The organism is Pseudaquabacterium rugosum, assembly GCF_038066575.1.
GTDB classification, from domain to species: domain Bacteria; phylum Pseudomonadota; class Gammaproteobacteria; order Burkholderiales; family Burkholderiaceae_C; genus Pseudaquabacterium; species Pseudaquabacterium rugosum.
The window spans coordinates 27,870-51,191 of sequence record NZ_JBBUTF010000005.1; the positions used below are offsets into that span (position 1 = coordinate 27,870).

At 70.7% G+C, this 23,322-nt stretch carries 21 protein-coding genes, 1 tRNA gene and 1 riboswitch; of the genes, 4 read left to right on the plus strand and 18 right to left on the minus strand.

Translation table 11 applies throughout. The features are described 5' to 3' along the window. Positions 1-84 precede the first annotated feature (84 nt). Positions 85-1,515, minus strand: coding sequence for an aldehyde dehydrogenase family protein (locus AACH11_RS06100; RefSeq protein WP_341373317.1), 1,431 nt, complete (start codon positions 1,513-1,515; stop codon positions 85-87). 146 nt (positions 1,516-1,661) lie between these two features. Here AACH11_RS06100 and AACH11_RS06105 point away from each other — a divergent pair, with 146 nt between their 5' ends. Next, a complete protein-coding gene (locus tag AACH11_RS06105; protein ID WP_341373318.1) occupies positions 1,662-2,561 on the plus strand; it encodes a helix-turn-helix transcriptional regulator in 900 nt (299 codons plus the stop codon). Between the two features lie 73 nt (positions 2,562-2,634). Here the strand turns inward: AACH11_RS06105 and ccsB are convergent, their stop codons facing one another. The 3 genes from ccsB to AACH11_RS06120 all read right to left on the minus strand — a co-directional run bounded on the left by ccsB (position 2,635) and on the right by AACH11_RS06120 (position 7,005). Beyond that, complete coding sequence (ccsB, locus tag AACH11_RS06110) at positions 2,635-3,924, minus strand: c-type cytochrome biogenesis protein CcsB (RefSeq protein ID WP_341373561.1); 1,290 nt, start codon at positions 3,922-3,924, stop codon at positions 2,635-2,637. Between the two features lie 132 nt (positions 3,925-4,056). Beyond that, the gene (locus AACH11_RS06115; protein ID WP_341373319.1) at positions 4,057-6,207 is read right to left on the minus strand and encodes a cytochrome c biogenesis protein ResB; all 2,151 of its coding nucleotides are present in this window, start codon (positions 6,205-6,207) and stop codon (positions 4,057-4,059) included. 174 nt (positions 6,208-6,381) lie between these two features. Next, positions 6,382-7,005, minus strand: a complete 624-nt coding sequence (locus AACH11_RS06120; protein WP_341373320.1) for a c-type cytochrome — start codon at positions 7,003-7,005, stop codon at positions 6,382-6,384. Between the two features lie 151 nt (positions 7,006-7,156). Between AACH11_RS06120 and yihA the strand changes: the two genes are divergently transcribed. Next, positions 7,157-7,966 carry a ribosome biogenesis GTP-binding protein YihA/YsxC gene (yihA, locus tag AACH11_RS06125; RefSeq protein ID WP_341373321.1) on the plus strand — a complete coding sequence of 270 codons (810 nt, stop codon included), beginning with the start codon at positions 7,157-7,159 and terminating at the stop codon, positions 7,964-7,966. On the opposite strand, the gene AACH11_RS06130 is transcribed toward yihA, so the two are convergent. The 10 genes from AACH11_RS06130 to AACH11_RS06175 form a co-directional block, all read right to left on the minus strand. Continuing rightward, positions 7,949-9,640, minus strand: coding sequence for a DUF1631 family protein (locus tag AACH11_RS06130; protein ID WP_341373322.1), 1,692 nt, complete (start codon positions 9,638-9,640; stop codon positions 7,949-7,951). The two genes, yihA and AACH11_RS06130, sit on opposite strands and share 18 nt — an antisense overlap. Positions 9,641-9,856: 216 nt before the next feature. After that, on the minus strand, positions 9,857-11,500 hold the full coding sequence (gene groL, locus AACH11_RS06135; protein ID WP_341373323.1) for a chaperonin GroEL: 1,644 nt from the start codon (positions 11,498-11,500) through the stop codon (positions 9,857-9,859). Positions 11,501-11,553: 53 nt separating this feature from the next. Continuing rightward, the gene (gene groES, locus AACH11_RS06140) at positions 11,554-11,844 is read right to left on the minus strand and encodes a co-chaperone GroES (RefSeq protein WP_341373324.1); all 291 of its coding nucleotides are present in this window, start codon (positions 11,842-11,844) and stop codon (positions 11,554-11,556) included. Between the two features lie 213 nt (positions 11,845-12,057). Beyond that, positions 12,058-12,267, minus strand: a complete 210-nt coding sequence (locus tag AACH11_RS06145; RefSeq protein WP_341373325.1) for a DNA gyrase inhibitor YacG — start codon at positions 12,265-12,267, stop codon at positions 12,058-12,060. An 88-nt stretch (positions 12,268-12,355) separates the two neighbouring features. Further along, a complete protein-coding gene (gene zapD / locus AACH11_RS06150; RefSeq protein WP_341373326.1) occupies positions 12,356-13,111 on the minus strand; it encodes a cell division protein ZapD in 756 nt (251 codons plus the stop codon). A 54-nt stretch (positions 13,112-13,165) separates the two neighbouring features. Beyond that, positions 13,166-13,822 carry a dephospho-CoA kinase gene (gene coaE, locus AACH11_RS06155; RefSeq protein WP_341373562.1) on the minus strand — a complete coding sequence of 219 codons (657 nt, stop codon included), beginning with the start codon at positions 13,820-13,822 and terminating at the stop codon, positions 13,166-13,168. A gap of 32 nt (positions 13,823-13,854) precedes the next feature. Continuing rightward, complete coding sequence (locus tag AACH11_RS06160) at positions 13,855-14,898, minus strand: prepilin peptidase (RefSeq protein WP_341373327.1); 1,044 nt, start codon at positions 14,896-14,898, stop codon at positions 13,855-13,857. Positions 14,899-14,949: 51 nt separating this feature from the next. Continuing rightward, on the minus strand, positions 14,950-16,167 hold the full coding sequence (locus AACH11_RS06165; RefSeq protein ID WP_341373328.1) for a type II secretion system F family protein: 1,218 nt from the start codon (positions 16,165-16,167) through the stop codon (positions 14,950-14,952). A gap of 108 nt (positions 16,168-16,275) precedes the next feature. Continuing rightward, positions 16,276-17,997, minus strand: coding sequence for a type IV-A pilus assembly ATPase PilB (gene pilB, locus AACH11_RS06170; RefSeq protein ID WP_341373329.1), 1,722 nt, complete (start codon positions 17,995-17,997; stop codon positions 16,276-16,278). Positions 17,998-18,182: 185 nt separating this feature from the next. Beyond that, a complete protein-coding gene (locus AACH11_RS06175) occupies positions 18,183-18,755 on the minus strand; it encodes a TMEM165/GDT1 family protein (RefSeq protein ID WP_341373330.1) in 573 nt (190 codons plus the stop codon). 6 nt (positions 18,756-18,761) lie between these two features. Beyond that, a riboswitch (yybP-ykoY riboswitch) is annotated at positions 18,762-18,937 on the minus strand. A gap of 125 nt (positions 18,938-19,062) precedes the next feature. Here AACH11_RS06175 and AACH11_RS06180 point away from each other — a divergent pair. Further along, entirely contained in the window at positions 19,063-19,476 is a 414-nt protein-coding gene (locus tag AACH11_RS06180) for a hypothetical protein (protein WP_341373331.1), read from the plus strand. Between the two features lie 2 nt (positions 19,477-19,478). Here the strand turns inward: AACH11_RS06180 and AACH11_RS06185 are convergent, their stop codons facing one another. The 4 genes from AACH11_RS06185 to AACH11_RS06200 form a co-directional block, all read right to left on the minus strand. Beyond that, positions 19,479-20,618: a YbdK family carboxylate-amine ligase gene (locus AACH11_RS06185; RefSeq protein ID WP_341373332.1), complete on the minus strand. Its 1,140-nt coding sequence runs from the start codon at positions 20,616-20,618 to the stop codon at positions 19,479-19,481. Positions 20,619-20,691: 73 nt separating this feature from the next. Beyond that, positions 20,692-21,510, minus strand: a complete 819-nt coding sequence (locus tag AACH11_RS06190; protein ID WP_341373333.1) for a gamma-glutamyl-gamma-aminobutyrate hydrolase family protein — start codon at positions 21,508-21,510, stop codon at positions 20,692-20,694. A 164-nt stretch (positions 21,511-21,674) separates the two neighbouring features. Further along, positions 21,675-21,751 (minus strand) — tRNA-Pro (locus AACH11_RS06195). A gap of 14 nt (positions 21,752-21,765) precedes the next feature. Then, positions 21,766-22,707 (minus strand): polyprenyl synthetase family protein, encoded by a 942-nt coding sequence (locus AACH11_RS06200; RefSeq protein ID WP_341373563.1) that lies wholly within the window; start codon positions 22,705-22,707, stop codon positions 21,766-21,768. A gap of 264 nt (positions 22,708-22,971) precedes the next feature. On the opposite strand from AACH11_RS06200, the gene rplU reads away from it, so the two are divergent. Then, positions 22,972-23,283 carry a 50S ribosomal protein L21 gene (rplU, locus tag AACH11_RS06205; protein ID WP_341373334.1) on the plus strand — a complete coding sequence of 104 codons (312 nt, stop codon included), beginning with the start codon at positions 22,972-22,974 and terminating at the stop codon, positions 23,281-23,283. Positions 23,284-23,322: the final 39 nt, after the last annotated feature.

The following is a 23,322-nucleotide window of genomic DNA, read 5'->3' on the forward strand; positions in this document are numbered from 1 at the left end:
CGCAGGGTTACACGCGCCGGACCGTCGGGCGATGGATGATGCGCCGGGCCTGCCGGTTCCGCCGGTGCGCCCGTGGCGCGCCCCTCACTTCTTCAGGCTGATGACCCGCGGCTGGGTGAGCGACTTCAGCCCTTCCAGGCCGAACTCCACGCCCCAGCCCGAGCCCTTGCTGCCGCCGAAGGGCACCATCGGGTGGATGGTGCCGTGCTGGTTGATCCACACCGTGCCGGCCTGCAGGCGCTCGGCCACCGCCCGGGCGGCCGCCGGATCGCCGGACCAGACCGAGGCCCCCAGGCCGACATCGAGCCGGTTGGCGCTGGCCACCGCCGCGTCGACGCTGCGGTAGCGGATGACCGGCAGCACCGGGCCGAACTGCTCCTCGTCGACCAGGCGGGTGCCGTCGGCGATGTCGGTGACCAGGGTCAGCGGGTAGAACCAGCCGGCGCCCGGCCGCGGGGCGCCGCCGCAGACGATGGTGGCGCCGGCGGCCTTCGCGTCCTCGACCAGCGCGCGCACCTTGTCGAACTGCATGCGGTTCTGCAGCGGGCCCATGACGGTGCCGGGCGCCATGCCGTCGCCCATCGGCATCGCCCGGATCAGGGCGGCCAGCGCGTCCACCACCGCGTCGTGCAGGGCCTCGGGCACGTACAGGCGCTTGATGCAGGCGCAGGTCTGGCCCATGTTCAGGAAGGCGCCCCAGAACAGGTCCATCGCGATGGCCTGCGGATCGGCATCGGGCAGCACGATGGCGGCGTCGTTGCCGCCCAGCTCCAGCGTGGTCGGCGTCAGCGTGCGCGCGGCCGTGGCGGCGATGCGCGCGCCGGTCGCGCCCGAGCCGGTGAACAGGATCTTGTCCAGGTCCGGATGCTCGACCAGCCAGCCGCCGACCGCGCCATCGCCGCTGACCGAGTTGAGCACGCCCGGCGGCAGCGCCTGTGCCAGCACGCGCACCATCTCCAGGCTGCAGATGCTGGTCAGCTCGGACGGTTTGATCACCACCGTGTTGCCCGCCCGCAGCGCGGGGATGATCTGCCAGATGGCGATCAGCAGCGGCCAGTTCCAGGGCGCGATCGCGCCGATCACGCCCAGCGGGCGGCGCTGCAGCACATCGCGCCGGCTGGCGTCCTCGAACACCACCTCGTCTGGCAGATCCAGCAGCGTGCTCGTGCGGGCCCAGGCCTCGCAGCCCCAGAGCTCGAAGCGCGCGCCGGGCACCTGGCCGGGCCCCACGCCGCCCAGCGGCTTGCCCTGCTCGCGGGTGACCCAGGTGGCCAGCGCCTCGGCCTGCTGGCTCAGCGCGTCGATGGCGCGCAGCAGCGCGGCCTGGCGGCTGTCGGCCGACAGCGCCGCCCAGGCCGGCTGGGCCGCGCGGGCGGCGGCCACCGCCGCGTCGACCTGCGCGGCCGTGCTGCGCGCGACCTGGCCGAGAACCTCGCCGGAGGCGGGGTTGTGCGAGTCGAAGGTGGAGGCGGCGGGCTGCGGCCGGCCGTCGACGGTGTTGAGGAAGGTCTGCATCGGGGTCTCCTGAGGGCCGGCCGGCAGTGTCGACAGCCGGTGGGCGGCCCGCCATCGCGAACCTTCGTCAAGGGTTGTCCCGGGGGCTGCCTCGCGCCTGCCGGCGGGCGGCGCCCGGACAATCCGCGGCAGCCCCGACGCCCGCCATGCCCGCCCGCCGCTCCTCCGATCCCGCCGCGCTGATGCAGGCCCAGCGTGCGCTGCGCGGCCGCCTGTTCGAAGGTCCGCGGGCGCTGGACTGGCGGCCGGGCCGCGAGCTGGCCGCGCAGCTGCTGCTGTACCTGGACGAGCCTCAGGCCTGCTGGCGCCTGACCACCGACTGGTTGCGCGAGACGCTCGATGCCGACCGGGTCGACGGTGGTTTCGGGGGCTACGGCGGCCCTGGTGGCCACCGGGGTGGTGCCCGTGCCGGCGGCCGCGACTATGTGGTGATGGCCGAAGCCCAGCGCCCCGGCCTGGGCCTGCCGCCGGTGCTCGGCCGCCACTTCCGGGCCAGTGCCTCCGGTTTGCGCGCGGTCTGGCTGGGCGCCGACCTGACCCTGATTCCCGACGTCAGCCAGGAGCCGACGATCGCCGACGACCTGCGCCAGCGCCTGCAGACCGTCGGCACCCGCGCCAAGCTGGCGCTGCCGGTGCGCGATGGCGCCACGCCGGTCGGGCTGGTGTGCGCCGACTGGCACCGTGTCCATCCGCGCTGGCCGGCCGGCACCGTGGAGGCCCTGGCCGGCTTCGCGCGCGAGGCGCTCGGGCCGCTGCTGGCCGCGGCGGCGGGGCTGGCGGTGGCCGATGCTGGCGCTGGTGCCGCGGGGACGGCGGCGGCGGAGGCGGCGGGGGCCGGCCGGCTGGCCACGCTGACCCCGGCCGAGGCCCGGCTGGCCGCGCTCGTCGCCCAGGGCCTGAGCTACAAGGAGATGGCCCGCGTGCTCGACCGCGCGCTGCCGACCATCGACCACCAGCTGCGCAGCATCCGCGCCAAGCTCGGCGTGCGCTCGACGGCCCGCCTGACGCGGCTGCTGTGCGAGGCCGCCGCAGGCGAGCGGCCCTGAGGCCGGCCTGCGCAGCGGCGGGCGGGCCGGTCGGCCGCGCGCCCTCAGCGCGGCGGCCCGCCGGCGCGGCCGCTCACAGCTCGCCGTACGAGTGCAGGCCCGACAGGAACATGTTGACGCCGAGGAAGGCGAAGGTGGTGACCACCAGGCCCACCAGCGCCCACCAGGCCGAGACGCTGCCGCGCAGGCCCTTGATCAGGCGCATGTGCAGCCAGGCGGCGTAGTTCAGCCAGACGATCAGGGCCCAGGTCTCCTTCGGGTCCCAGCTCCAGTAGCCGCCCCAGGCCTCGGCGGCCCAGAAGGCGCCCAGGATGGTGGCGATCGTGAAGAAGGCGAAGCCGACCGCGATCGCCTTGTACATCAGGTCGTCGAGCACGTCTGCCGGCGGCAGCGCGGCGGCGATGCGGCGGCGCGCGGCCAGGATGCCGCCGACGATCAGCAGGCTGACGCCGGCATAGGCCGCCCAGTAGCTGGCCGAGGCGCTGAGCTGGCTGGCGCGGAAGACGACGGGCTCGAAGCACAGCACCAGGCCGAGTGCGGCCAGCGGCGCCAGCTTCCACCCGCTGGTTTCCTCGGCCTGCTGCTGGATCAGGTAGGCGAAGGCCACCATCGCCGACAGCGCGAAGGTGCCGTAGCCGATGAAGTTGGCCGGCACGTGCAGCTTCATCCACCAGCTCTGCAGGGCCGGCACCAGCGGCTGGATCTCGCCGGCATCGCGCGCCACCGTGTACCAGAGCAGGAAGCCGACCGCCGCGCTGACCACCAGCATCACGAAGCCGCCGAGCGCGCGGGTGCGGTAGTGCTGCTCGAACCACAGGTAGAACGCCGCCGTCATCCAGCAGAACAGCACGAACACCTCGTAGAGGTTGCTGACCGGGATGTGGCCGATGTCGGGGCCGATCTGGTGGCTCTCGTACCAGCGCACCATCGTGCCGGTCAGCGCCATGAAGACGCCGACCCAGGCCATGCCCGAGCCGATGCGGTGGGCCAGGTTCTCCTGTCCGGTGCGGCCGGTGAAGAAGCCGATCCAGTAGAAGGCCGTGCTCATGAAGAACAGCACCGCCATCCACAGGATCGCGCTCTGGCTGGACAGGAAGTACTTCAGCAGGAAGACGTGCTCGGCCTGGGCCAGGTCGGCGCCGAAGGCGTCGGTGGCACGGCCGTAGAGCGAGATCGCCAGCAGCGAGGCCGCGCCCACCGCGATGCCCAGACGCTGCAGCGCCGGCCAGAACCAGCCCAGCAGCAGCAGCGAGGGCACGGTGCCGAGCAGGATGCCGCGCTCGTAGCCGTCCATCGCGGCGCCGTAGTGCTGGGCGATCCAGGCGCCGCCGCCGATCATCAGCGCGGCCCACAGCCCGTCCATCGGCGTGCGGCGGCGCAGGGCGGCGCCCAGGCTGGCACCGGCGCCGGCATGGCCGAGGGTGACGGTGCGCACGGCCTTGTCCTGGGCGGCCAGCGGGGGGCTCGAGACCTGGGAGTTCATGGATCGGTTCCTTCAGACGGGACGGGCGGGCGGCGGGGCCGTGCCCAGCAGATCGGCGCTCAGGCGGTCGAATTCCGCGTCGGCGTCGAGCGTGCGCCGTGTCGTGGACAGCGCGGCCTGGACCTGGGTTCCGTGGCCGTCGGCCGTCGGATGCAACCAGATCCACAGCCGGCGCTCGCGGATGTAGAGCATCACCAGCACGCCGAGGGTCAGCAGCACGCAGCCCAGGTAGACCAGGGTCTTGCCCGGCGTGCGGGCGACCTGGAAGACGCTGGCCTGCAGCTGCTCGAAGCTGGAGAGCTGCAGCAGCACCGGCGCCGGATAGAACATCGCGTCCGACAGGCTGAGCACGGCCTGGGTCATGAAGCTGCGGGTGGCGTCGTCGCTGACCAGCGGGGCCAGGCCGGCACGCTCGCGCGTCAGGTTGGCCAGCTCGAACAGCCCGCCGTTGACGATGCGCAGCAGCACCTCGGAGACGCGCTGCTGCTCGGCCGCCGGCACCGTGGTCTCGACGAACTGGGCCAGCGCCTGCAGGCCGCCGGGGGCGGCCGTGCCGTCGCGCGTGGCCTTCTCGGCGCCGGAGAACAGCGCCAGCGCCCGGCTCGCGGTCACGCGCAGCTGCTCGACCATCTCGGGCTTGTCGGGCGAGCTGGCGCTGCGGGCGTAGCGGCGGGCGGCCTCCTCGCGCAGCGCGGTGTCGGCCAGGCCGGCCTGCATGCGGTACCAGCCGTCGATGCCGCCCTGGTCGTCGATCGGGATGCGCAGGTAGCGGAAGGGCTCGGCCGGCGTCTCGCGCACACCGGCCAGCAGCACGCGGCGGCCGTCGAGCTCGACCGGCAGCATGTAGGCGTTGTACTCGCGGGCCTGGCCGGCCGCGTCGCGGATCTTGTAGCTGAAGGACGGGCCGATGTTGTGCAGCTGCTTGGCCTTGTCGGCGCGCGCGCCCGAGCCCAGGTGCTTGTCGATCGACGCGGTCAGATCGACCTTGCGCACGTCGGTGGCGCTGCCGGCTTCGGCCTGGGCGGTGTCCAGGTTCTCGACGTTGATCACGCGCAGGCCGGTGAACTCCAGCGTCAGCCGGTCGGCATCGGCGCCCGAGGCATTGCGCAGCTCGCTGCGGCCGCCGACGGTGGAGTCGATGGCGAAGGGCTGGGCGCCGGCGTTGCGCAGCGGCAGGGCGCGCAGCTTGAGCGTGCTGCCGCCGTCGTCGAAGCTGCTCTGGAACAGCGCGATGCCGCGGTGGATCAGCGGCTCGTTGACCTTGATCGTGGCCGCGGTCTTCTCGCCGGTGTCGCGGTCGTGGATCACCACGTCGCTGGCGAAGAGCTTGGGCATGCCGGTCTCGTAGTACTCGACCCGGAACTTCTTCAGCTCGACATCGAAGGGCAGCGGCTGCAGCAGCACGCCGTCGCCGATGTTGAGCACCGCGGTGTTGCCGGTGCGGCCCTCGGGCACGAACAGGTTGCCGCGGTAGGTCGGGTTGCGCTCGGACAGGCGGTGGCGTTCCGGCACGTCGGCGATGGTGCCGCCGCCGGTGAACAGCGTCTTGCCCTGGAACCACATCTGCGCCCGCACCACCAGATCGCCGTCGAGCAGGCCGCCGATGCAGATCGCGACGATGGCGCCGTGCGTGGCCAGGTAGCCCAGCTTGTGCGACATGCCCTTGCGCGCGGCCACCATCGTGCCGTCCGGCCGGATCTGGGCCTTGGCCTGCCAGCCGCCGGCCGTCAGCAGCCGGTTGACGTGTTCGAGCGCGGCCTCGGGCGTGCCGTCGATGCGGCCTTCGGCGCGGTGGTGGAAGGCGCGCAGCGCGCTGGCGCGCACATGTTCCTTGAAGGCCTTGCGGTCGGCCAGGATCTTGGGCGCCGAGCGCGCGATGCACAGGCTGGTGCTGAGCACCAGGAAGCCCAGGATCAGCAGGAACCACCAGGCGCTGTAGACGCCGTACAGGCCCACGCGGCCGAACACCTCGGCCCAGAACGGGCCGAACTGGTTCACGTAGTTGACCCAGGGCTCGTTCTGCTTGATGACGGTGCCGATGATCGACGCGATGCAGATCAGCGTCAGCAGCGCGATGGCGAAGCGCATCGACGCCAGCAGTTCCAGCAGGTCGCGCCAGGCGCTGTGGGCCGGGCGGTGCGGGGTCAGGATCTCGGACGGCATGATGGGCGCGGATTATCCGGGGTCAAGTCCCCCGGAAAGACGAAGGGCCGATCATGGATCGGCCCTGGGGGTTGCGTCAGATCAGGGAAAGTCCCGCCCTGCGCCAGATGTCTCAGGTCGCGCTGTGGCGGCCTGGAGCAGTGCCGGCGGCGATGCGGCCGGCGGGGCCGGCACTCAGTGCAGGCCGGCGATGTAGTCGGCCACCGCCTTGATTTCCTTGTCGCTCATGCGGGCGGCGATCGTCAGCATCTGCGGCGAGTTGCCACGGCTGCCGGCGCGGAAGCCGTTGAGCTGCGACTCGGTGTACTCGGCGTGCTGGCCGGCCAGACGCGGGTACTGGGCCGGGATGCCGGCGCCGTTCGGGCTGTGACAGCCGGCGCAGGCGGGCACCTGCTTGGCGGCGATGCCGCCGCGGTAGATCTTCTCGCCGAGCGCCAGCGTGGCCTTCTGCGTCGCGTTGCCGCCCTTGGCCTGCTTGCCGGCGAAGAAGGCGGCGATGTCGAGCATGTCCTGCGGGGCCAGCGGCGCCGCCATACCGTTCATCACGGCGTTCTGGCGTTTGCCGGACTTGAACTCGGTCAACTGTTTGACGAGGTAATCCGCGTGCTGGCCCTGCAGAATCGGGTTCGCGGCAATGCCTCGGCTGCCATCGGCCGTGTGACAGGCCATGCAGGCCGCGGCCTTTTCCTGACCCTTGACCGGATCGCCCTTGGCCGGCGTGCCGTCGGCGGCTTGAGCGGCACCGGCGGCGAAGGCCGTCAGTGCGGCGAGGAGCGACGTGGCGAGCAGCGACTTCATGGTCTGTGTACCTTGCCTAGCGGTGTGGGGGAGCGGGCCGACGTGGCCGCCGGGTCATCCAGCGGCACCGTCGGCGGCGACCTGGCGCCGTGCCGCTGCCCTGCACTCCTGGGTGTGGGGAGGACAAAACCCGACGATCTTACAATGCACCATGAACAAGAAAGCTGATCCAGATCGTCCTTCGGGCACTTCGCAGGCCCCTGCGGCGCAGCCCTCGCCCGAGCAGCGGGCGCTGGCCTGGACGCACACCGCGCGCTTTCTGACGACCGCGGCGCAGCTGCACCATCTGCCGCCGCCGGACCTGCCCGAGATCGCCTTCGTCGGCCGCAGCAATGCCGGCAAGTCGACCGCCATCAACACGCTGGCGCAGCAGCGTCAGCTGGCCTACGCGTCGAAGACGCCCGGCCGCACGCAGCACATCAACCTGTTCTCGGTCGGCCTGCAACAGGCCACCGATCAGCTGTGGGCCGACCTGCCCGGCTACGGCTTCGCGATGGTGGCCAAGGACGCCAAGCAGCGCTGGCAGAAGGTGATGGCCGACTACCTCGAGCACCGCCACGCGCTGGCCGGCATCGTGATGATGGTCGACAGCCGCCATGGCTTCACCGACCTCGATCGCCAGCTGCTGGACTTCGTGATGCCGCGCGTGGCGCGCGGCGAGGTCGGCCTGCTGGTGCTGCTGACCAAGGCCGACAAGCTCAACCGCAAGGAGGCCACGGAGGCGCTGGCCGCGGCCCAGGAGCTGCTGGCCGGTCTGGCCACCGAGGTCTCGGACATCGGCGTCTGCCTGTTCTCGGCCCTCAAGCGCCAGGGCGTGGGCGATGCCGCCCTGCAGCTGCACGAGTGGTCGCAGCGCCATGCCGCCACCGCCGTGCACTGGACGGCGCCGCCCGAGGGCGCGGACGACGGCCTCGGCGACGACGCCGAGGACGCCGACGGCGCCTCAGGCGCGCAACCGTAAGCGGTCGACGGCGCGGCGCACCAGCGAGCGCAGGGCCACGGGCCGCGCCAGCCCCCCGCTGGTCAGGCGCTCGATCGCGGACGGGCGCACCGGCCACGCCTGATCGTCACCCAGATCGCGCAGCACCCACAGCGGCAGCCGTTCGTCGACCAGCAGCAGCTGCAGCATGCGCCAGTGGCCTTGCAGCCAGATGTGCAGGTGCTCGCCCGGGCGCAGCCACAGCGCACCGAGGTCTGCCGCGGCCTCGCCCGGATCCGTCGGCGGCGGCGCGTCCAGCAGATCGGCCGGCACGGTGTCCATCGAGCCCAGGTCCAGCGGCCGGGTCTCGGGGGCATCGGGCAGCCGCGCGGCGGCGGCCCGGTGGCGTTCGAGCGTGGGCTGGGCGCGGCTCTGGGCCTGCTGCAGCAGATGCGTCTGCAGCGCCTGCAGGCGGCTGGTCGCCCAGCGCAGCCGCTCGGCATCGACCTCGCTGAGCGAGGTCAGGTGCTGCTGCAGATTGCGCAGCAGACCCAGCACGCGTGGCCGTTCGGCCACCGCGCACAGCTGCACCGCGTGGGCGGCCAGATCGATGAAGTGCCACAGGGCGTGGTCGCGGTGCAGCACGTCCTCGTGCGGGCCCTGCAGGCGCTCGGCCACCGGCAGCAGGCCGTGGACGAAGGCGGTGAACTCCGGGGGGTGGGCGCGGTCGGCCGCCAGTTCGTCGAAGAGCTGGCGCAGCAGCGTGCGCAGCTCGGTGTCATTGGCCGGCCGGCGTGACGGCCAGATCGTGGCGGACAGGGCGCCCGCGCCGTCGGGCAGCACGCCGCTGCGGCCGGCGCTGGCCGGCGGATGGGTGGGGGCGGCCGGTGCCGCCGGGCGTGCCGGTGGCATCGGTGCCTGGCTGGCGTACTGCAGCCCGGGGCGCGGCGGCCAGTCCGCGGCGCCGGCCGGCGTGGACCGGTCCTCGGGCCGGGCCGTCGGATCGTGGCGGGCCGGCGGCGGGGGAACGTGCAGCGGCACGCCCGTCAGCCGGAAGGCGGCATGGCCCACGGTCACGATCGTGCGGTGCCGGGCGGCCGTCACGCCCCGCTCCTCCAGCCGGTCGGCGGCCCCGGCATAGGCCTGGCGCAGCGCCGAGGCCAGCGCGGGCGTCGCCTCGTGCATGAACGCGGCCTGGCCGTGCAGGTCCAGCGGCAGCCCGGTCTGCACGCCCTGCCACAGCGCCCGCACGAAGATCTCGGGTCGGAAGGGATTGGTGTCGCGCGAGACGTTGGGGTCGTTGACCAGCGTCGCGGTGTAGGTCTGCAGCTCGCGCAGCTCGTCCTCGGCGGCCAGCTTGATGGTCTCGATGCAGCGGGCGATCTCGATGTCGGCGACCACCGTGTCGTCGTCGATCAGCGCCAGCGACATCGGCAGCGAGGCCTGGAAATCGTCGAACGAGGTCGGCCGCATGCCGCCGGGGCGGATGTCGGCCTGGACGGCTTCCCGCAGCGCGCGCAACGCCGCGCTGACCAGCTCACCGCGGTGGGTGCGCAGCGTGCGCGTCGGATCGTGCACCGTGCGCCAGGCGCCGTGGCCGGGCCGCAGTGCGCGCCATTGCTCCTGGACCGCGTCGATGACCCGGTCCAGCGTCATCGGCGCGCGCAGCAGTTCGTCGTCGATGAAATCGTGCAGGGAGGGGGGTCGATCGACCATGCCGCGCATTATCAGGGGAGCGCAGCGACCGTCCGCCACAACCCCGTGACGCGAGGTCCGCTCCCGTCCGCCCGCGTGATGGACGCCGCGTGTCCGTCTGACACATGCGTGTCCGTGAAAGGACGACGGCCCGCGCTGCCGTGGGGCTGCGCGGGCCGTCGAGGACCGGCTGTGGCGGCTGCCCCGCAGGGCCGCCGCCATGGCACGGAGCCGGACTTACATGTCCATGCCCATGCCGCCCATGCCGCCCATGCCACCGCCGGCAGGCATCGGAGCCTCGTCCTTCGGGGCTTCGGCGATCATGCACTCGGTCGTCAGCATCAGGCCGGCCACGGAGGCGGCGTTCTGCAGCGCGGTGCGGGTCACCTTGGTCGGGTCCAGGATGCCCATTTCGATCATGTCGCCATAGGTGTCGTTGGCGGCGTTGAAACCGAAGTTCCCCGTGCCTTCCAGAACCTTGTTGATCACGACCGACGGCTCGCCACCGGCGTTGGCGACGATCTCGCGCAGCGGGGCTTCGATGGCCTTCAGGACCAGCTTGACGCCGGCGTCCTGGTCGGCGTTGTCACCCTTGATGGCGCCAGCGGCGGCCTTGGCACGCAGCAGGGCGACGCCACCACCGGCGACGATGCCTTCCTCGACGGCTGCACGGGTGGCGTGCAGGGCGTCTTCCACGCGGGCCTTCTTTTCCTTCATCTCGACTTCGGTGGCGGCACCGACCTTGATGACGGCGACACCGCCGGCCAGCTTGGCCACGCGCTCTTGCAGCTTCTCGCGGTCGTAGTCGCTGGTGGCTTCTTCGATCTGGATGCGGATCTGCTTGACACGCGCCTCGATGTCGGCGGCAGCGCCGGCGCCATCGATGATGGTGGTGTTTTCCTTGGCCACTTCGACGCGCTTGGCCTGGCCCAGGTCAGCCAGCGTGACCTTCTCGAGCGTCAGGCCGACTTCTTCGGCGATGACCTTGCCGCCCGTCAGGATGGCGATGTCTTCCAGCATGGCCTTGCGACGGTCGCCGAAGCCCGGCGCCTTGACGGCGACGACCTTCAGGATGCCGCGGATGGTGTTGACCACCAGGGTGGCCAGCGCCTCGCCGTCCACGTCCTCGGCGATGATCAGCAGCGGACGGCCGGCCTTGGCGACCTGCTCCAGCGTCGGCAGCAGGTCACGGATGTTCGACACCTTCTTGTCGTACAGCAGCACGAACGGGTTGTCGAGCAGGGCGGCCTGCTTTTCCGGGTTGTTGATGAAGTACGGCGACAGGTAGCCGCGGTCGAACTGCATGCCTTCGACGATGTCGAGCTCGTTGTCCAGCGACTTGCCGTCTTCGACGGTGATGACGCCTTCCTTGCCGACCTTGTCCATGGCCTTGGCGATGATCTCGCCAACGTCCGCATCGCTGTTGGCGGAGATGGTGCCGACCTGCGCGATTTCCTTGGACGTGGTGGTGGCCTTCGAGGCGGCCTTCAGCTGCGTGACCAGGGCGGAGACCGCCTTGTCGATGCCGCGCTTCAGGTCCATCGGGTTCATGCCGGCGGCTACGTACTTCATGCCTTCGCGCACGATGGCCTGGGCCAGCACGGTGGCGGTGGTGGTGCCGTCGCCCGCGTTGTCAGAGGTCTTGGAAGCGACTTCCTTGACCATCTGCGCGCCCATGTTCTGCAGCTTGTCCTTCAGCTCGACTTCCTTGGCCACCGAGACACCGTCCTTGGTGACGGTGGGGGCGCCGAAGGAACGCTCCAGGACCACGTTGCGGCCCTTGGGGCCCAGGGTGGTCTTGACGGCGTTGGCGAGGATGTTCACGCCTTCGACCATGCGGTGACGGGCGTCAGCGCCGAAGACAACGTCTTTTGCAGCCATGTTCAGGATTCTCCGAATCGATCAGTGTGAGGGTAGACGACGCAGGTGGCGAGTTACTTCTCGACCACGGCGAAGAGGTCTTCCTCGCGCATCACCAGCAGTTCGTTGCCATCGACCTTGACGGTCTGGCCGCTGTACTTGCCGAACAGGACGCGATCGCCCACCTTGACGTTCAGGACGACGAAATCGCCCTTGTCGTTGCGCTTGCCCGGGCCGACGGCCAGGATCTCGCCCTGGTCCGGCTTCTCGGCGGCGTTGTCAGGGATGACGATGCCCGAGGCGGTCTTGGTTTCTTGCTCGAGACGCTTGACGATCACGCGATCGTGCAGGGGACGGAGGTTCATCGTGTGTCCTTGGTACAAGGTCGGTTCAGCGCGCGGAATGCCCCTCGGCACCCCGCTGGATCGATCGCCGGCAGCCCTTGCGGGCCGGGCCGAGCTGTTAGCACTCAGCACCAGCGAGTGCTAGCAGAACGAATTATAGGGACGGGCTCCGGCCTTTCAAGAGGCCGGAAAGCGGGATTTTTCCGGGGGGAGGCGACCGGCGCGGGCGCTGATTCAGACCGGCGGCAGGTCGTCGTCGTCGGTCTGCGCCGGCGGCGAGGGCACGCGGTAGTCCTCGTTGGCCCAGGCGCCGAAGTCGATCCCGCGGCAGCGCTCGCTGCAGAACGGGCGCCAGGGGTTGTCCGTGCTGTAGGCGATCAGCTGGCGGCAGGTCGGGCAGGGCGCGCGCAGCGGCGGCCGGCCGCTGGTGGAGGTGTCGGCCATGGTCGGGCAGGCAGGCAAAGGGTGGGACAGGACGGAGACGGCGCGTCCGGCGTGGGGCGCGACCGGGTTCAGGGCCGGGCGCCCGGCCTCACGCGCACAGCGTCAGTTCGAAGGCGGTGTCCACCGGCGCGGTGCGCAGGCGGCCGTCGCCATCGGCGCGCATGAGGCGCACCGACACCAGCAGGCGGTGGCCGGTGATCTCGGGCACGAGGTCGTCGTCGCCGCTGATGCGCAGGCGCATCATCTGGTAGCCGCGGCCCTGCGGCAGGCTCTGCTGGAACTGCCCGGCCGTGGCGGCCACCATGTGCGGCACGCCGGAGTCGCGCAGCAGGCCCAGCAGCACGCCGAGCGCCTCGGCCAGCGGGGCCAGGGTCGAGACCCAGGCGTGCAGGTCGATCCGCCGGCGGTCCAGGCTGCGGTGCTGCCAGGCGTGGTAGGCGGGCAGGTCGAACTCGCAGGTGCCGCCCGGGATGCCGATGCGGCTCTTCAGGCTGTTGAGCCACTCGTTGCTGGCCAGCGTGTGGCCGGCCTTGCCGGACTGCTGGTTCAGGCCGTTGAACGCGTGGTCGATGCGTTCGATGGCCCCGTCGAGGGCGCCCTGCGAGACCGCGGGGTTGTCGCGCCAGGCCACCAGCTGGGCCTTGTGGCGTTCGAGCTCCTTGAGCAGATCGCTCTTGAGGTCCGCGCGGGCGGCGACCTCGGTGATCTCGAACATGGTGAGCAGCGCGAAGTGGTGGTCCAGCGCCGATTCACGTGCCAGCAGCCGGCCCAGCCTGTCGAACAGGTGTTCCAGCCGCAGCATGGTGCGGATGCTCTCGTTGAACGGATATTCGTACAGGACCACGGGCAGCGCGTGTTCGCCGGGGACGGAAATGTCCGCGGGTCATTGCCGATTGTTTCATACCCGCGGGCGGTTCCCCCCGCACCAGCGCTGCCAAATCGTCAGAAGCTGGTCCATCAGCGCCGATTTGTCGATCCCCTGATTCAGCAGAACAGCGTCCGCCAGCGCCCGGCGCACGGCCCGCGGGGCCTGGGCATCGATGATCCGCTGGACCTGCTCCTCGTTCCAGCCGTTTCGTGCCATCACGCGGCGGCGTTGCTCGGCCTCGTCGCAGTCGATCACGAGCACGCGCTGGCAGCGGCGGCGCCAGGGGCCGTCCGGTCCGCTTTCGGCCAGCAGCGGGACGTCGAAGACGACCACCGCGCCGGGGTCACGCAGCGCCTGCAGCGCCTGGTCCAGCGCCTGGGCATGGATCAGCGGATGCAGCAGGGCTTCCAGGCGGCGCTTGTCCGCGGCATCGGCGAACACGCGTGCGCGCATCGCCGCGCGGTCGAGCGCCCCGTCGGCCGTGGCGATGGTCTCGCCGAAGGCCGCGCGCAGGGCGGGCATGGCCGCGCCGCCGGGGCCGGTCAGCGCGTGGGCGATGGCGTCGGTGTCCACCAGCGTCGCGCCGAGTCCGACCAGCAGGGCCGCCACGGTGCTCTTGCCGCTGCCGATGCCGCCGGTCAGGCCGATGGTGCGGACCTGGCCGTCGGCGACCTCGCGCGCCGGCAGCGCGGCGGCCCGTGCCGCCAGCCCGGCCGGGCTCAGCGGGTCCACGCCGCGGCCACCAGCGGGCCGAAGAGCAGCGTCGGGCCGAAGAACAGCGCCGCGATGCCGCCGCCGGCCAGATAGGGGCCGAAGGGAATGGGCACCTGGCGGTCATGGCCGCGCGCGACGATCAGGGTGATGCCGACGGCCGCGCCCACCGCCGAGGACAGCAGCACGATGTCGGGCAGGGACTGCCAGCCCAGCAGCGCGCCGAGCGCGCCGAGCAGCTTGAAATCGCCCTCGGCCATGCCCTCGACACCGCGGATCAGGCGATAGACGAAGGCCAGCGCCCACAGCCCGCCATAGCCGAACAGCAGGCCGAGGGCCGCGTCGTCCAGGCGCACGCCGGTCCAGCCCTGCCAGGCGCCCAGCAGGCCGAGGCCCATCAACGGCAGTGTCAGCTCGTCGGGCAGCAGCGTGGTGTCGAGGTCGATCAGCGCGGCGGCCAGCAGCAGCGCCAGCGCCACGCACCACAGCGCGGTGAAGGCCAGCGGCTGGCCGAGGCCGGCGCCGGCCGCGCCGATCTGGGTGGCCGCCAGCGGGGTCAGTCCGGAGGCCGCGCCGCCCGGTGCCGCCGCGAGCCCCAGCGCATGCGCGCCGGCGGCGGTGAACAGCACGGCCGTGACCAACTCGACCAGCGGATAACGCCAGGAGATGGGGGCCTTGCAGGCCGAGCAGCGCGCGCGCAGCGCCAGCCAGGACAGCACGGGGATGTTCTCGTACCAGCGGATGCCGTGGCCGCAGTGCGGGCAGCGCGAGCGCGGCTGCGACAGGTTCAGGGGCGGCTGTGCGTCCAGCGTCTGCTCCAGCGCGCGGCCCTGGGCCGCCAGCGCCGTGCGCAGGGCCGTGTCGGCCGGCAGCACGCGCTGCATCGTCGGGTCGTCCTGCAGCGTCTGGCCGACACCGGTCAGCCAGTCCCGCTCGAGCATGCGCGGCAGGCGGTGCACCACCACGTTGAGAAAGCTGCCCACCAGCAGGCCCAGCACGGCCAGCGTCGGCAGCAGGACCGCCGGCGGCAGCCACGGTGCGTGATCGATCATGTCGTCGTCCGGGAGAAGGGCGGCCGCCCGCAGCGGCCGCCGGGCCGTGGCTCAGACCACCTGGCCCAGCTTGAAGATCGGCAGGTACATGGCGACCACGATGCCGCCGATGAGGATGCCCAGCACCACGATGATCAACGGCTCCAGCAGGCTGGACAGGCCCTTGACCATGTCGTCGACCTCGTCCTCGTAGAACTCGGCGCACTTGGCCAGCATGTGGTCGAGCGAGCCGGATTCCTCGCCGATGGCCGCCATCTGCACCACCATCGTCGGGAACTGTCCGGTGGCCTGCATGGCCGAGGTCAGCGCGGTGCCGGTGGCCACGTCGCGCTGGATCTTCTGCGTCGCCTCGGCATAGACGGCGCTGCCGGCGGCCCCGCCCACCGAATCCAGCGCCTCGACCAGCGGCACGCCGGCGGCGAACAGCGTCGACAGCGTGCGCGTCCAGCGCGCGATCACCGACTTGTCCACCAGCGTGCCGAAGATCGGCAGGCGCAGCAGCAGGCGGTCCATCGCCATCTGGATCTTCGGGCTGCGGCGCCAGGCCTGGCCGAACATGTAGCCGCCGCCGGCGACGATCAGCAGCAGCGGCGCCCACCAGTCGACGAAGAACTCCGACATCGCGATGACCACCAGCGTGGGCATCGGCAGGTCCGAGCCGAAGGAGGTGAACACCTCCTTGAAGGCCGGGATCACCTTGACCATGATGACCACCAGCACCAGGAAGGCCACCACCATCACCGCCGCCGGGTACATCAGGGCCGACTTGATCTTGCTCTTGATGGCCAGCGTCTTCTCCTGGTAGAGCGCCAGGCGGTCGAGCAGCGCCTCCAGGATGCCGCCGGCCTCACCGGCCTCGATCAGGTTGCAGTACAGCGCGTTGAAGTACTGCGGGTGCTTGCGGAAGGCCGAGGACAGGCTGGTGCCGGTCTCGACATCGGTGCGGATGTCGTTGAGCAGCTTGGTCAGGCGCGGGTTGGTGGCGCCGCGGCCGACGATGTCGAAGGACTGCAGCAGCGGCACGCCGGCCTTCATCATGGTGCCGAGCTGGCGCGTGAACAGCGCCACGTCCTTCTCGGTGATCGTCTTGCCGCCGCTCGCGCGCCGGCGCTTGAGCTTGACCAGCAGGATGCCCTGCCGGCGCAGGCTGGCGGTGACCGCGGCCTCGCCGCCGGCGCGCATCTCGCCGCGCACCAGCTTGCCGTTCTTGTCCTTGCCTTCCCACTCGAAGATGACTTCCCGCTCGTTTCTCGCCGCAGTCGTGGCCATGCCCGCTTCGCCCTCGTGTGCTCTTCATGTGGCACGCGCGCCGCGACCCGTCCCGGGCCCGTGGCCTTCAAGGTCGGATCGCGGCGCGCGGCACGCGTTCTTGACGGATTATTGATTGGTGACGGCGATCACCTCTTCGAGCGAGGTGACCCCCGCGCGAACTTTGACCAGCCCGGCCTGGCGCAGGTCGCGCACGCCCTCGCGCCCGGCCTGTTCGGCGATGTCGATGGCGGTGCCCTCGGACAGGATCAGGCGCTGCATCGCCTCGGTGATCGGCATCACCTGGTAGAGACCGACGCGCCCGCGGTAGCCGGCCGTGCACGACGCGCAGCCGACCGCACGGTACGGGCGCCAGGTGCCGTCGATGTCCTCGGCCTTGAAGCCGGCGCGCAGCAGCGCTTCCTTCGGGTAGTCGGCCGGCTGCTTGCAGCCTTCGCACAGGCGCCGAGCCAGGCGCTGGGCGGTGATCAGGATGACGCTGGAGGCGATGTTGAACGGCGCCACGCCCATGTTCAGCAGCCGTGTCAGCGTGGTCGGCGCATCGTTGGTGTGCAGCGTGCTCATCACCATGTGGCCGGTCTGGGCGGCCTTGATGGCGATGTCGGCGGTCTCCAGATCGCGGATCTCGCCCACCATGATGATGTCCGGATCCTGGCGCAGGAAGGACTTCAGCGCCGCGGCGAAACTCAGGCCCGCCTTGTCGTTGACGTTGACCTGGTTGATGCCCGGCAGGTTGATTTCGGCCGGATCCTCGACGGTCGAGATGTTGACGCCCGGCTGATTCAGCAGGTTCAGGCAGGTGTAGAGCGAGACGGTCTTGCCCGAGCCCGTCGGGCCGGTGACCAGGATCATCCCGTAGGGCCGCTGGATCGCCTGCAGCAGCCGCTCCTTCTCGATCTTCTCGTAGCCCAGCGCCTCGATGCCCAGGCGCGTGGACGAGGAGTCCAGGATCCGGATCACGATCTTCTCGCCGTGCAGCGTGGGCAGGGTCGAGACGCGGAAGTCGATCGCCTTCGAGCCGAACTTCAGCTTCATGCGGCCGTCCTGCGGCACGCGCTTCTCGGCGATGTCCAGCCGGCTGATGACCTTGATGCGCGAGGCCAGCTTCTCCTTGATCGCCAGCGGCGGCTGGGTGATCTCGCGCAGCTCGCCGTCGACGCGGAAGCGCACGCGGTACTGGTGCTCGTAGGGCTCGAAGTGCAGGTCGGAGGCGCGCAGGTTGATCGCGTCGATCAGCATCTTCTGCAGGAAGCGCACGACCGGCGCGTCCTCGACCTCCGAGACCACCTCGGTCTCGACCACGCCGACGTCCTCGGTGACGTCGAACTCGAACTCCTCGGCCGTCAGGGCCTCCAGCGTCTCGGCGGCCGAGGCCGTGCGGCCGTCGAGGGCCTGCGCCAGCTTGTCGTACTCGACCAGCACCCATTCGGGCGACAGCTGGGTGGCGAACTTGATGCGCTCGGCCGCGTCCTGGTCGGTCGGATCGGCGCCGCCGATGAACAGGCGGTTGCCGCGCCGGCCCAGCACGATCAGGTGGTACTGCGCGGCCAGCTTGGGATCGAGCAGATCGCGCGGCAGGCGGTCGATGGCGACCTGCGACAGATCCAGCAGCGGCAGCGCCAGTGCGCGGCACAGCGCATGGGCCAGTGCCGGGGCCGGGATCGCCCGGGCGGCGATGACGGCCGCCAGGAAGGTGCTCCTGCGCTCGCGGGCGAGCTTGGCGAGATCGGCGGCGGCCTGCGCCGGCAGCAGCCCGGCCGTGACCAGGGCGCGGGCGACGCCGGACAGGTTGGCCGTGCCGGTGGATTCGACGGGGGTGTCCAGGGCCATGGGGCTCCGCGTGCGGCGGGGTAAGACAAAGACAGGCACGACGCGCGCCGGCACAGCCCTGGCTTGCCGGCAGACGCGTCGCGCACGCGCACTTTATACCGGAGCGTGGTGCGGCTTGTTGCTGCGGACCGACGCCGGATCCCCCGCTCCCCCTTGGTCGAGCGCGGGGGCCGGCGGCCTCCGGTTCAGAACAGCCGTCCGACGTTGAGCAGCGTCAGCACGCCCAGCACCGCGAAGATGGCGGCCGCGATGCCGTGGACCAGGGGCATCGACACCTTGCGGGCGATGGTGTCGCCCAGGAAGACGGCCGGCACGTTGGCCAGCATCATGCCGACGGTGGTGCCCAGCACCACCTGCACGATGTCGGTGTAGCGCGCGGCCAGCGCGACGGTGGCGATCTGGGTCTTGTCGCCCATCTCGGCCAGGAAGAAGGCGATGACGGTGGTGCCGAAGACGCCGAAGCGGTGCTCGCCCTGGGCTGCGTCGTCGTCCATCTTGTCGGGGATCAGCATCCAGCCGGCCATCGCCAGGAAGGAGATGCCGATCACCCAGCGCAGGATGTCCGGGCCGAGTGCCTGTGCCACCCAGCCGCCCACGGCGCCCGCGGCGGCATGGTTGGCGACGGTGGCCACGAAGATGCCCAGGATGATGGGCACGGGCTTGCGGAAGGCAGCGGCCAGGATGATGGCCAGCAACTGGGTCTTGTCGCCCATTTCACCGAGCGCGACGACGCCGGTGGACACGAGAAAGGCTTCCATGTGGGTAGCTCCGAGGGCCGGCGAAAAACCAGAGACCACACCGCACCCCCGGCCCTGTCCGGAGGCGATGTGGTCAAAGGTCTTGCCAGGCTGGCTGCTGCGCGCGCCATGGTCGTGAGGACCAAGTGTGTTGACGCGAGCCCCTGCATGACGCAGGGCGGCTACTCCCCGATGACGAAGGCGCGCAGTATAGCGGCGGCCTCAGGTGCGGGAAAACCGTCGTTTCGCTTCGGTGGACGCTGGTTCGTCCGAACGGACGGGGCGGTCACACTGCGCGTCTTTCGAACCCTTCCGTCGACCTCGCACCATGATCCACGCACTTGTCTGGCTGGCCGTCGCCCTGTTCCTGGCCCTGTGGTCGCTGACCGCCTGGGCCCTCCATGCCGCGGCGGTGTGGGCCCTCTCGAATGCCGGCGCGCTGAGCGGCGTCGCCACCGACGTCGGCGCCATCCCCTTGCCCGCCTGGCTGGCGCCCTGGGTGCCGGCCGAGATGGTGCAGGCCGTCACCCAGCTGATCGCCGGCATGGCCCCGTTGATCGACGGCCTGCTGCAGGCCCTGCCGATGCTCGCCGGCGGCCTGACGGTGCTGGCCTGGGGGATCTGGGCCGTGGGCGCGCTCGGGCTGGTGCTGCTGGGCGTGGGCGGCCATGTGATGGTCACGCTGTGGCGCCGGCGTGCGGGTGACGGGCCCGGCACGGCGGCCCGGCTGGCCCCGCGCTGAGCTCAGTCCAGCAGCCTGGCGGCCATCCGCCGGGCGTTGTCCGCCAGCAGCGCGACCGGCGGCTCGGCCCCGTCGAAGCGTCCGCCGAGTGCCGACCACTGCGCCCGCATCCAGGCGTGGTCCTCCGGCGCGTCGCCGGCGATCAGGGTGTCGATCCACGCCTGGTCCGCGGCCTCGGCCGGGCAGGCGCGCACGGCGTCGATCAGTGTCGCCAGCCAGTGCCGGGCCGGTTGCCAGGCGTCGGCCCAGGGGTTGTGCAGCGACGCTTCCATCCCGTGGCGGCAGGCGTTGAACCGGCTCACCCGGCGTGCGGGCGTACCCGTCTGCACCGCGTCGGGCAGGACCAGCTGGCCGCGCAGGGCCAGGCCGGCCAGCGCCCGCGTGAAGGCGGCCAGGGCGACGGCCTTGCGCACCGACAAGGGGGTGTCGAAGACGCGGACCTCCACCGTCCCGAACTCGGGCTTGGGGCGGACGTCCCAGTAGATGTCCTTGAGCGTGTCGGCGATGCCCGTGTCGACGTAGTCCTGCACCACCGCCTCGAAGGCGGCCCAGTCGCGCAGGACCGGCATCGGGCCGCCGTGCGGGTAGACCAGTGGCTCCAGCGGACGGCAGGCGGCGAGGCCGGAGTCGGCCAGTTGCAGGAAAGGGGAGGCGGCCGACATCGCGATGAACAGCGGCGACAGCGCCTGCAGCACGTTGGCCACGGCGAGCGCCTGCTCGCCGTCCGGCATGCCGACATGGACGTGCATGCCGTAGGTGGAAAAGCGCTTGGGCAGAAAGCCGAAGCGCTCCGTGAGCAGCCGGGCGCGCGGCGTGGGCGTGAGCACCCGCTGGTTCCAGAACTGGGCGATCTGGGTGCCGCCGCCGTGCAGTTCCAGCCCTTGATCCCGGGCCACCTCGCGCAGCAGGCCCACGCAGGCCGCGACCTCGTCGGCCAGGCGGTCGGCGTGCGTGTGCACGGACGAGTTGAACTCGATCGTCGCCTGCGTGGCTTCCAGGGCGAAATGCCGGGCCTGCGGGCGCGGCTGCAGGGCCGTCCACAGACCGCTGGCCGCTGGCACGAGGCGGCCGGTGCGCGGATCGAGCACCTGCAACTCCAGCTCAAGGCCGAACGTCAGAGGGGCGGAAGGGGTGAATCGCATGTTCGCCTCGGTGTGCCGGTGGTGTCCTGCGGTCCGAGTGGCCGCGGCGATCCACGGTTCCCGAGGGTTCTCCTCAGCCGCTCCGGCCGGCGTCGCGGACCTGGCGGCAGGCCTGCAGGAAATCGTTCAGCAGCGGCCGGTCGTCGAAGGCGGCCTCACCGGCATGCCAGGGGAACTCGGGATGCCACTGCACGCCGGCGAGGAAGCTGCCACCGGGGCGGCTGACCGCTTCGATCAGGCCGTCCTCCGGGCAGCGGGCCTCGATCCGGAAGCCGGGCGCCAGCCGGTGGATCGCCTGGTGGTGGATGCTGTTGACCCAACTGCGAGGATGATCGGCATACAGCCCCGCCAGCCAGCCATCGGGCTCCAGGGCCAGGGGGTGGCCGTTGCGCTCGTAGCGGGCATCGTCGAAGTGGGTGACCGGGCCCGCGGCCTGGGTCGGCAGATCCTGGTAGAGGCTGCCGCCGAACGCGACGTTGAGGATCTGCAGGCCCCGGCAGATGCCGAACACCGGCTTGCCGGCACGGACAAAGGCCTGGATCAGCTCGATCTCGTAGGCGTCGCGGATCGCGTCGCCGGACCATTCGGCCCGCAGCGGGGCCTCGCCGTACATGCGGGGTGACACATCCGCGCCGCCCTGCAGCACCAGACCATCGAGCGTCGCCGCATAGGCCGGCAGGTCCATCAGCTGGCGGTGGACCAGGCTGTCGGCTTCGAAGGCCGGCACCATCACCGGCAGGGCCCGGCCCTTCATCAGCCACAGGGCGACCGACTGCTCCATGTAGTGCAGCGTCTTGGTCCAGATGCCGCCCAGATCGAGCACCGGCGTGTCCGGGTGGTGGATGCGGGCGGACACGCCCACCAGCAGCGGGCGATCAGGGGTGACGGACACGGTGCGGCCTCCGGGCTCTGGCTTGGGGAGGCCGCCAAGTGTGCCCTGAGTGGTCGGGGGGGATCCGGCGCCGTCCGGTGCCGCTGTCCGCGGGTGGCGCGGAAAACAAGAAAGCCGCGGAGGACCGCGGCTTTCTTGAACTTCCTGTGGACCAGGAAGGAGTCTGGTCGGGGTGAGAGGATTCGAACCTCCGGCCTCTACGTCCCGAACGTAGCGCTCTACCAGGCTAAGCTACACCCCGTAGCTCGTGTCGTTTCAGCTCTTTCGCTGCACCGACCGAATCCCGAACTCTATCAGGAATTTCTTGGCTGTCGAGTCCGACAGGAAATTGACCGACTGAATCGCTTGGTCAATTTGCTGCTGGGCGGCCTCGCGGGTGGCCTCCAGCGCGCCGGTGCGGCGCACCAGATCGATGATCTCGGTCAGGCGCTCTTCCTCGCCGTGCTCGATGGCGTGGCGCAGCAGGGCGCGCTCGTCCTCGGTGGCGCGCTGCATGGCGATCAGCAGCGGCAGCGTGGCCTTGCCTTCGCGCAGGTCGTCGCCGACGTTCTTGCCCAGCTCGGTGGTGTCGCCTTCGTAGTCGAGCAGATCGTCGATCAGCTGGAAGGCGGTGCCCAGCGAGCGGCCGTAGTTGGCGCAGGCTTCCTCGACCGTGGCGTCGGCGTCGGCCAGCACCGCGCCCAGGCGGGCGCTGGCCTCGAACAGCTTGGCCGTCTTGTAGCGGATGACCTTCAGGTAGTCCTCGACCGTCAGGTCGGGGTCGTGCATGTTCATCAGCTGCAGGACCTCGCCCTCGGCGATCACGTTGGTCGCGTCGGCCAGGACCTCGAGCACCCGCATGCGGTTGACGCCGACCATCATCTGGAAGGCGCGCGAGTAGAGGAAGTCGCCGACCAGCACGCTGGCGGCGTTGCCGAACAGCGCGTTGGCGGTCTGGCGGCCGCGGCGCAGGTCGGATTCATCGACCACGTCGTCGTGCAGCAGCGTGGCGGTGTGGATGAACTCGACGGTGGCGGCCAGTTCGTACTGCTCGGGGCCGTCGAAGCCCAGCGCCTGGGCGAACAGCATCACCAGCCGCGGCCGCATGCGCTTGCCACCGGCGCTGACGATGTAGTGCGAGATCTGGTTGATCAGCGCCACCTCGGATGCCAGGCGCAGGCGGATCACGTCATCGACCCGCTGCATGTCGGCAGCCATCGGGTCGGCCATGGCGGCGGAAGAGGTGGCGGCGGCGGTCACGGTGGGCTGAAGCGAGAAATCCGGCACAAGGGCAAGCCCACGATTATAGGTGTCGAGTCCGCGGCTCGCGCCTGGCTGCTGCAAGCGCTTGTCAAAGATCGGGGCGGTTGCGCTAGAATCGCGGGTTCTTCGCGCTGTGTGTGCGTGAGCCTTGCATGCAGGGCCCGCGCGTTGCGTGGTGCGGAGTGTTCCGATCCACACTCTTTCCCTGAAGAGGCTTTCATGTACGCGGTCATAAAAACCGGTGGCAAGCAATACAAGGTTGCTGCCGGCGAGAAGATCAAGGTAGAACAGATTGCTGCGGACGTTGGCCAGGACATCGTGATCGACCAGGTGCTGGCGCTCGGCGCTGGTGACAGCCTGACGGTCGGCACGCCTCTGGTGGCTGGCGCCACGGTCACGGCCAAGGTCGTGTCCCACGGCAAGCACGACAAGGTGCGCATCTTCAAGATGCGTCGCCGCAAGCACTACCAGAAGCACGGCGGCCACCGCCAGCAGTACACCGAGCTCGAAATCGGCGCCATCAGCGCCTGATTCCGGCCCGCACGACTGACCCACCAGGAGCAATAGCAC

Bases quoted from the DNA above. Each gene is read 5' to 3' on its own strand.
- AACH11_RS06100 (WP_341373317.1), bottom strand. From the start codon at position 1,515: ATGCAGACCTTCCTCAACACCGTCGACGGCCGGCCGCAGCCCGCCGCC.
- AACH11_RS06105 (WP_341373318.1), top strand. From the start codon at position 1,662: ATGCCCGCCCGCCGCTCCTCCGATCCCGCCGCGCTGATGCAGGCCCAG.
- ccsB (WP_341373561.1), bottom strand. From the start codon at position 3,924: ATGGACGGGCTGTGGGCCGCGCTGATGATCGGCGGCGGCGCCTGGATC.
- AACH11_RS06115 (WP_341373319.1), bottom strand. From the start codon at position 6,207: ATGCCGTCCGAGATCCTGACCCCGCACCGCCCGGCCCACAGCGCCTGG.
- AACH11_RS06120 (WP_341373320.1), bottom strand. From the start codon at position 7,005: ATGAAGTCGCTGCTCGCCACGTCGCTCCTCGCCGCACTGACGGCCTTC.
- yihA (WP_341373321.1), top strand. From the start codon at position 7,157: ATGAACAAGAAAGCTGATCCAGATCGTCCTTCGGGCACTTCGCAGGCC.
- AACH11_RS06130 (WP_341373322.1), bottom strand. From the start codon at position 9,640: ATGGTCGATCGACCCCCCTCCCTGCACGATTTCATCGACGACGAACTG.
- groL (WP_341373323.1), bottom strand. From the start codon at position 11,500: ATGGCTGCAAAAGACGTTGTCTTCGGCGCTGACGCCCGTCACCGCATG.
- groES (WP_341373324.1), bottom strand. From the start codon at position 11,844: ATGAACCTCCGTCCCCTGCACGATCGCGTGATCGTCAAGCGTCTCGAG.
- AACH11_RS06145 (WP_341373325.1), bottom strand. From the start codon at position 12,267: ATGGCCGACACCTCCACCAGCGGCCGGCCGCCGCTGCGCGCGCCCTGC.
- AACH11_RS06160 (WP_341373327.1), bottom strand. From the start codon at position 14,898: ATGATCGATCACGCACCGTGGCTGCCGCCGGCGGTCCTGCTGCCGACG.
- AACH11_RS06165 (WP_341373328.1), bottom strand. From the start codon at position 16,167: ATGGCCACGACTGCGGCGAGAAACGAGCGGGAAGTCATCTTCGAGTGG.
- pilB (WP_341373329.1), bottom strand. From the start codon at position 17,997: ATGGCCCTGGACACCCCCGTCGAATCCACCGGCACGGCCAACCTGTCC.
- AACH11_RS06175 (WP_341373330.1), bottom strand. From the start codon at position 18,755: ATGGAAGCCTTTCTCGTGTCCACCGGCGTCGTCGCGCTCGGTGAAATG.
- AACH11_RS06180 (WP_341373331.1), top strand. From the start codon at position 19,063: ATGATCCACGCACTTGTCTGGCTGGCCGTCGCCCTGTTCCTGGCCCTG.
- AACH11_RS06185 (WP_341373332.1), bottom strand. From the start codon at position 20,618: ATGCGATTCACCCCTTCCGCCCCTCTGACGTTCGGCCTTGAGCTGGAG.
- AACH11_RS06200 (WP_341373563.1), bottom strand. From the start codon at position 22,707: ATGGCTGCCGACATGCAGCGGGTCGATGACGTGATCCGCCTGCGCCTG.
- rplU (WP_341373334.1), top strand. From the start codon at position 22,972: ATGTACGCGGTCATAAAAACCGGTGGCAAGCAATACAAGGTTGCTGCC.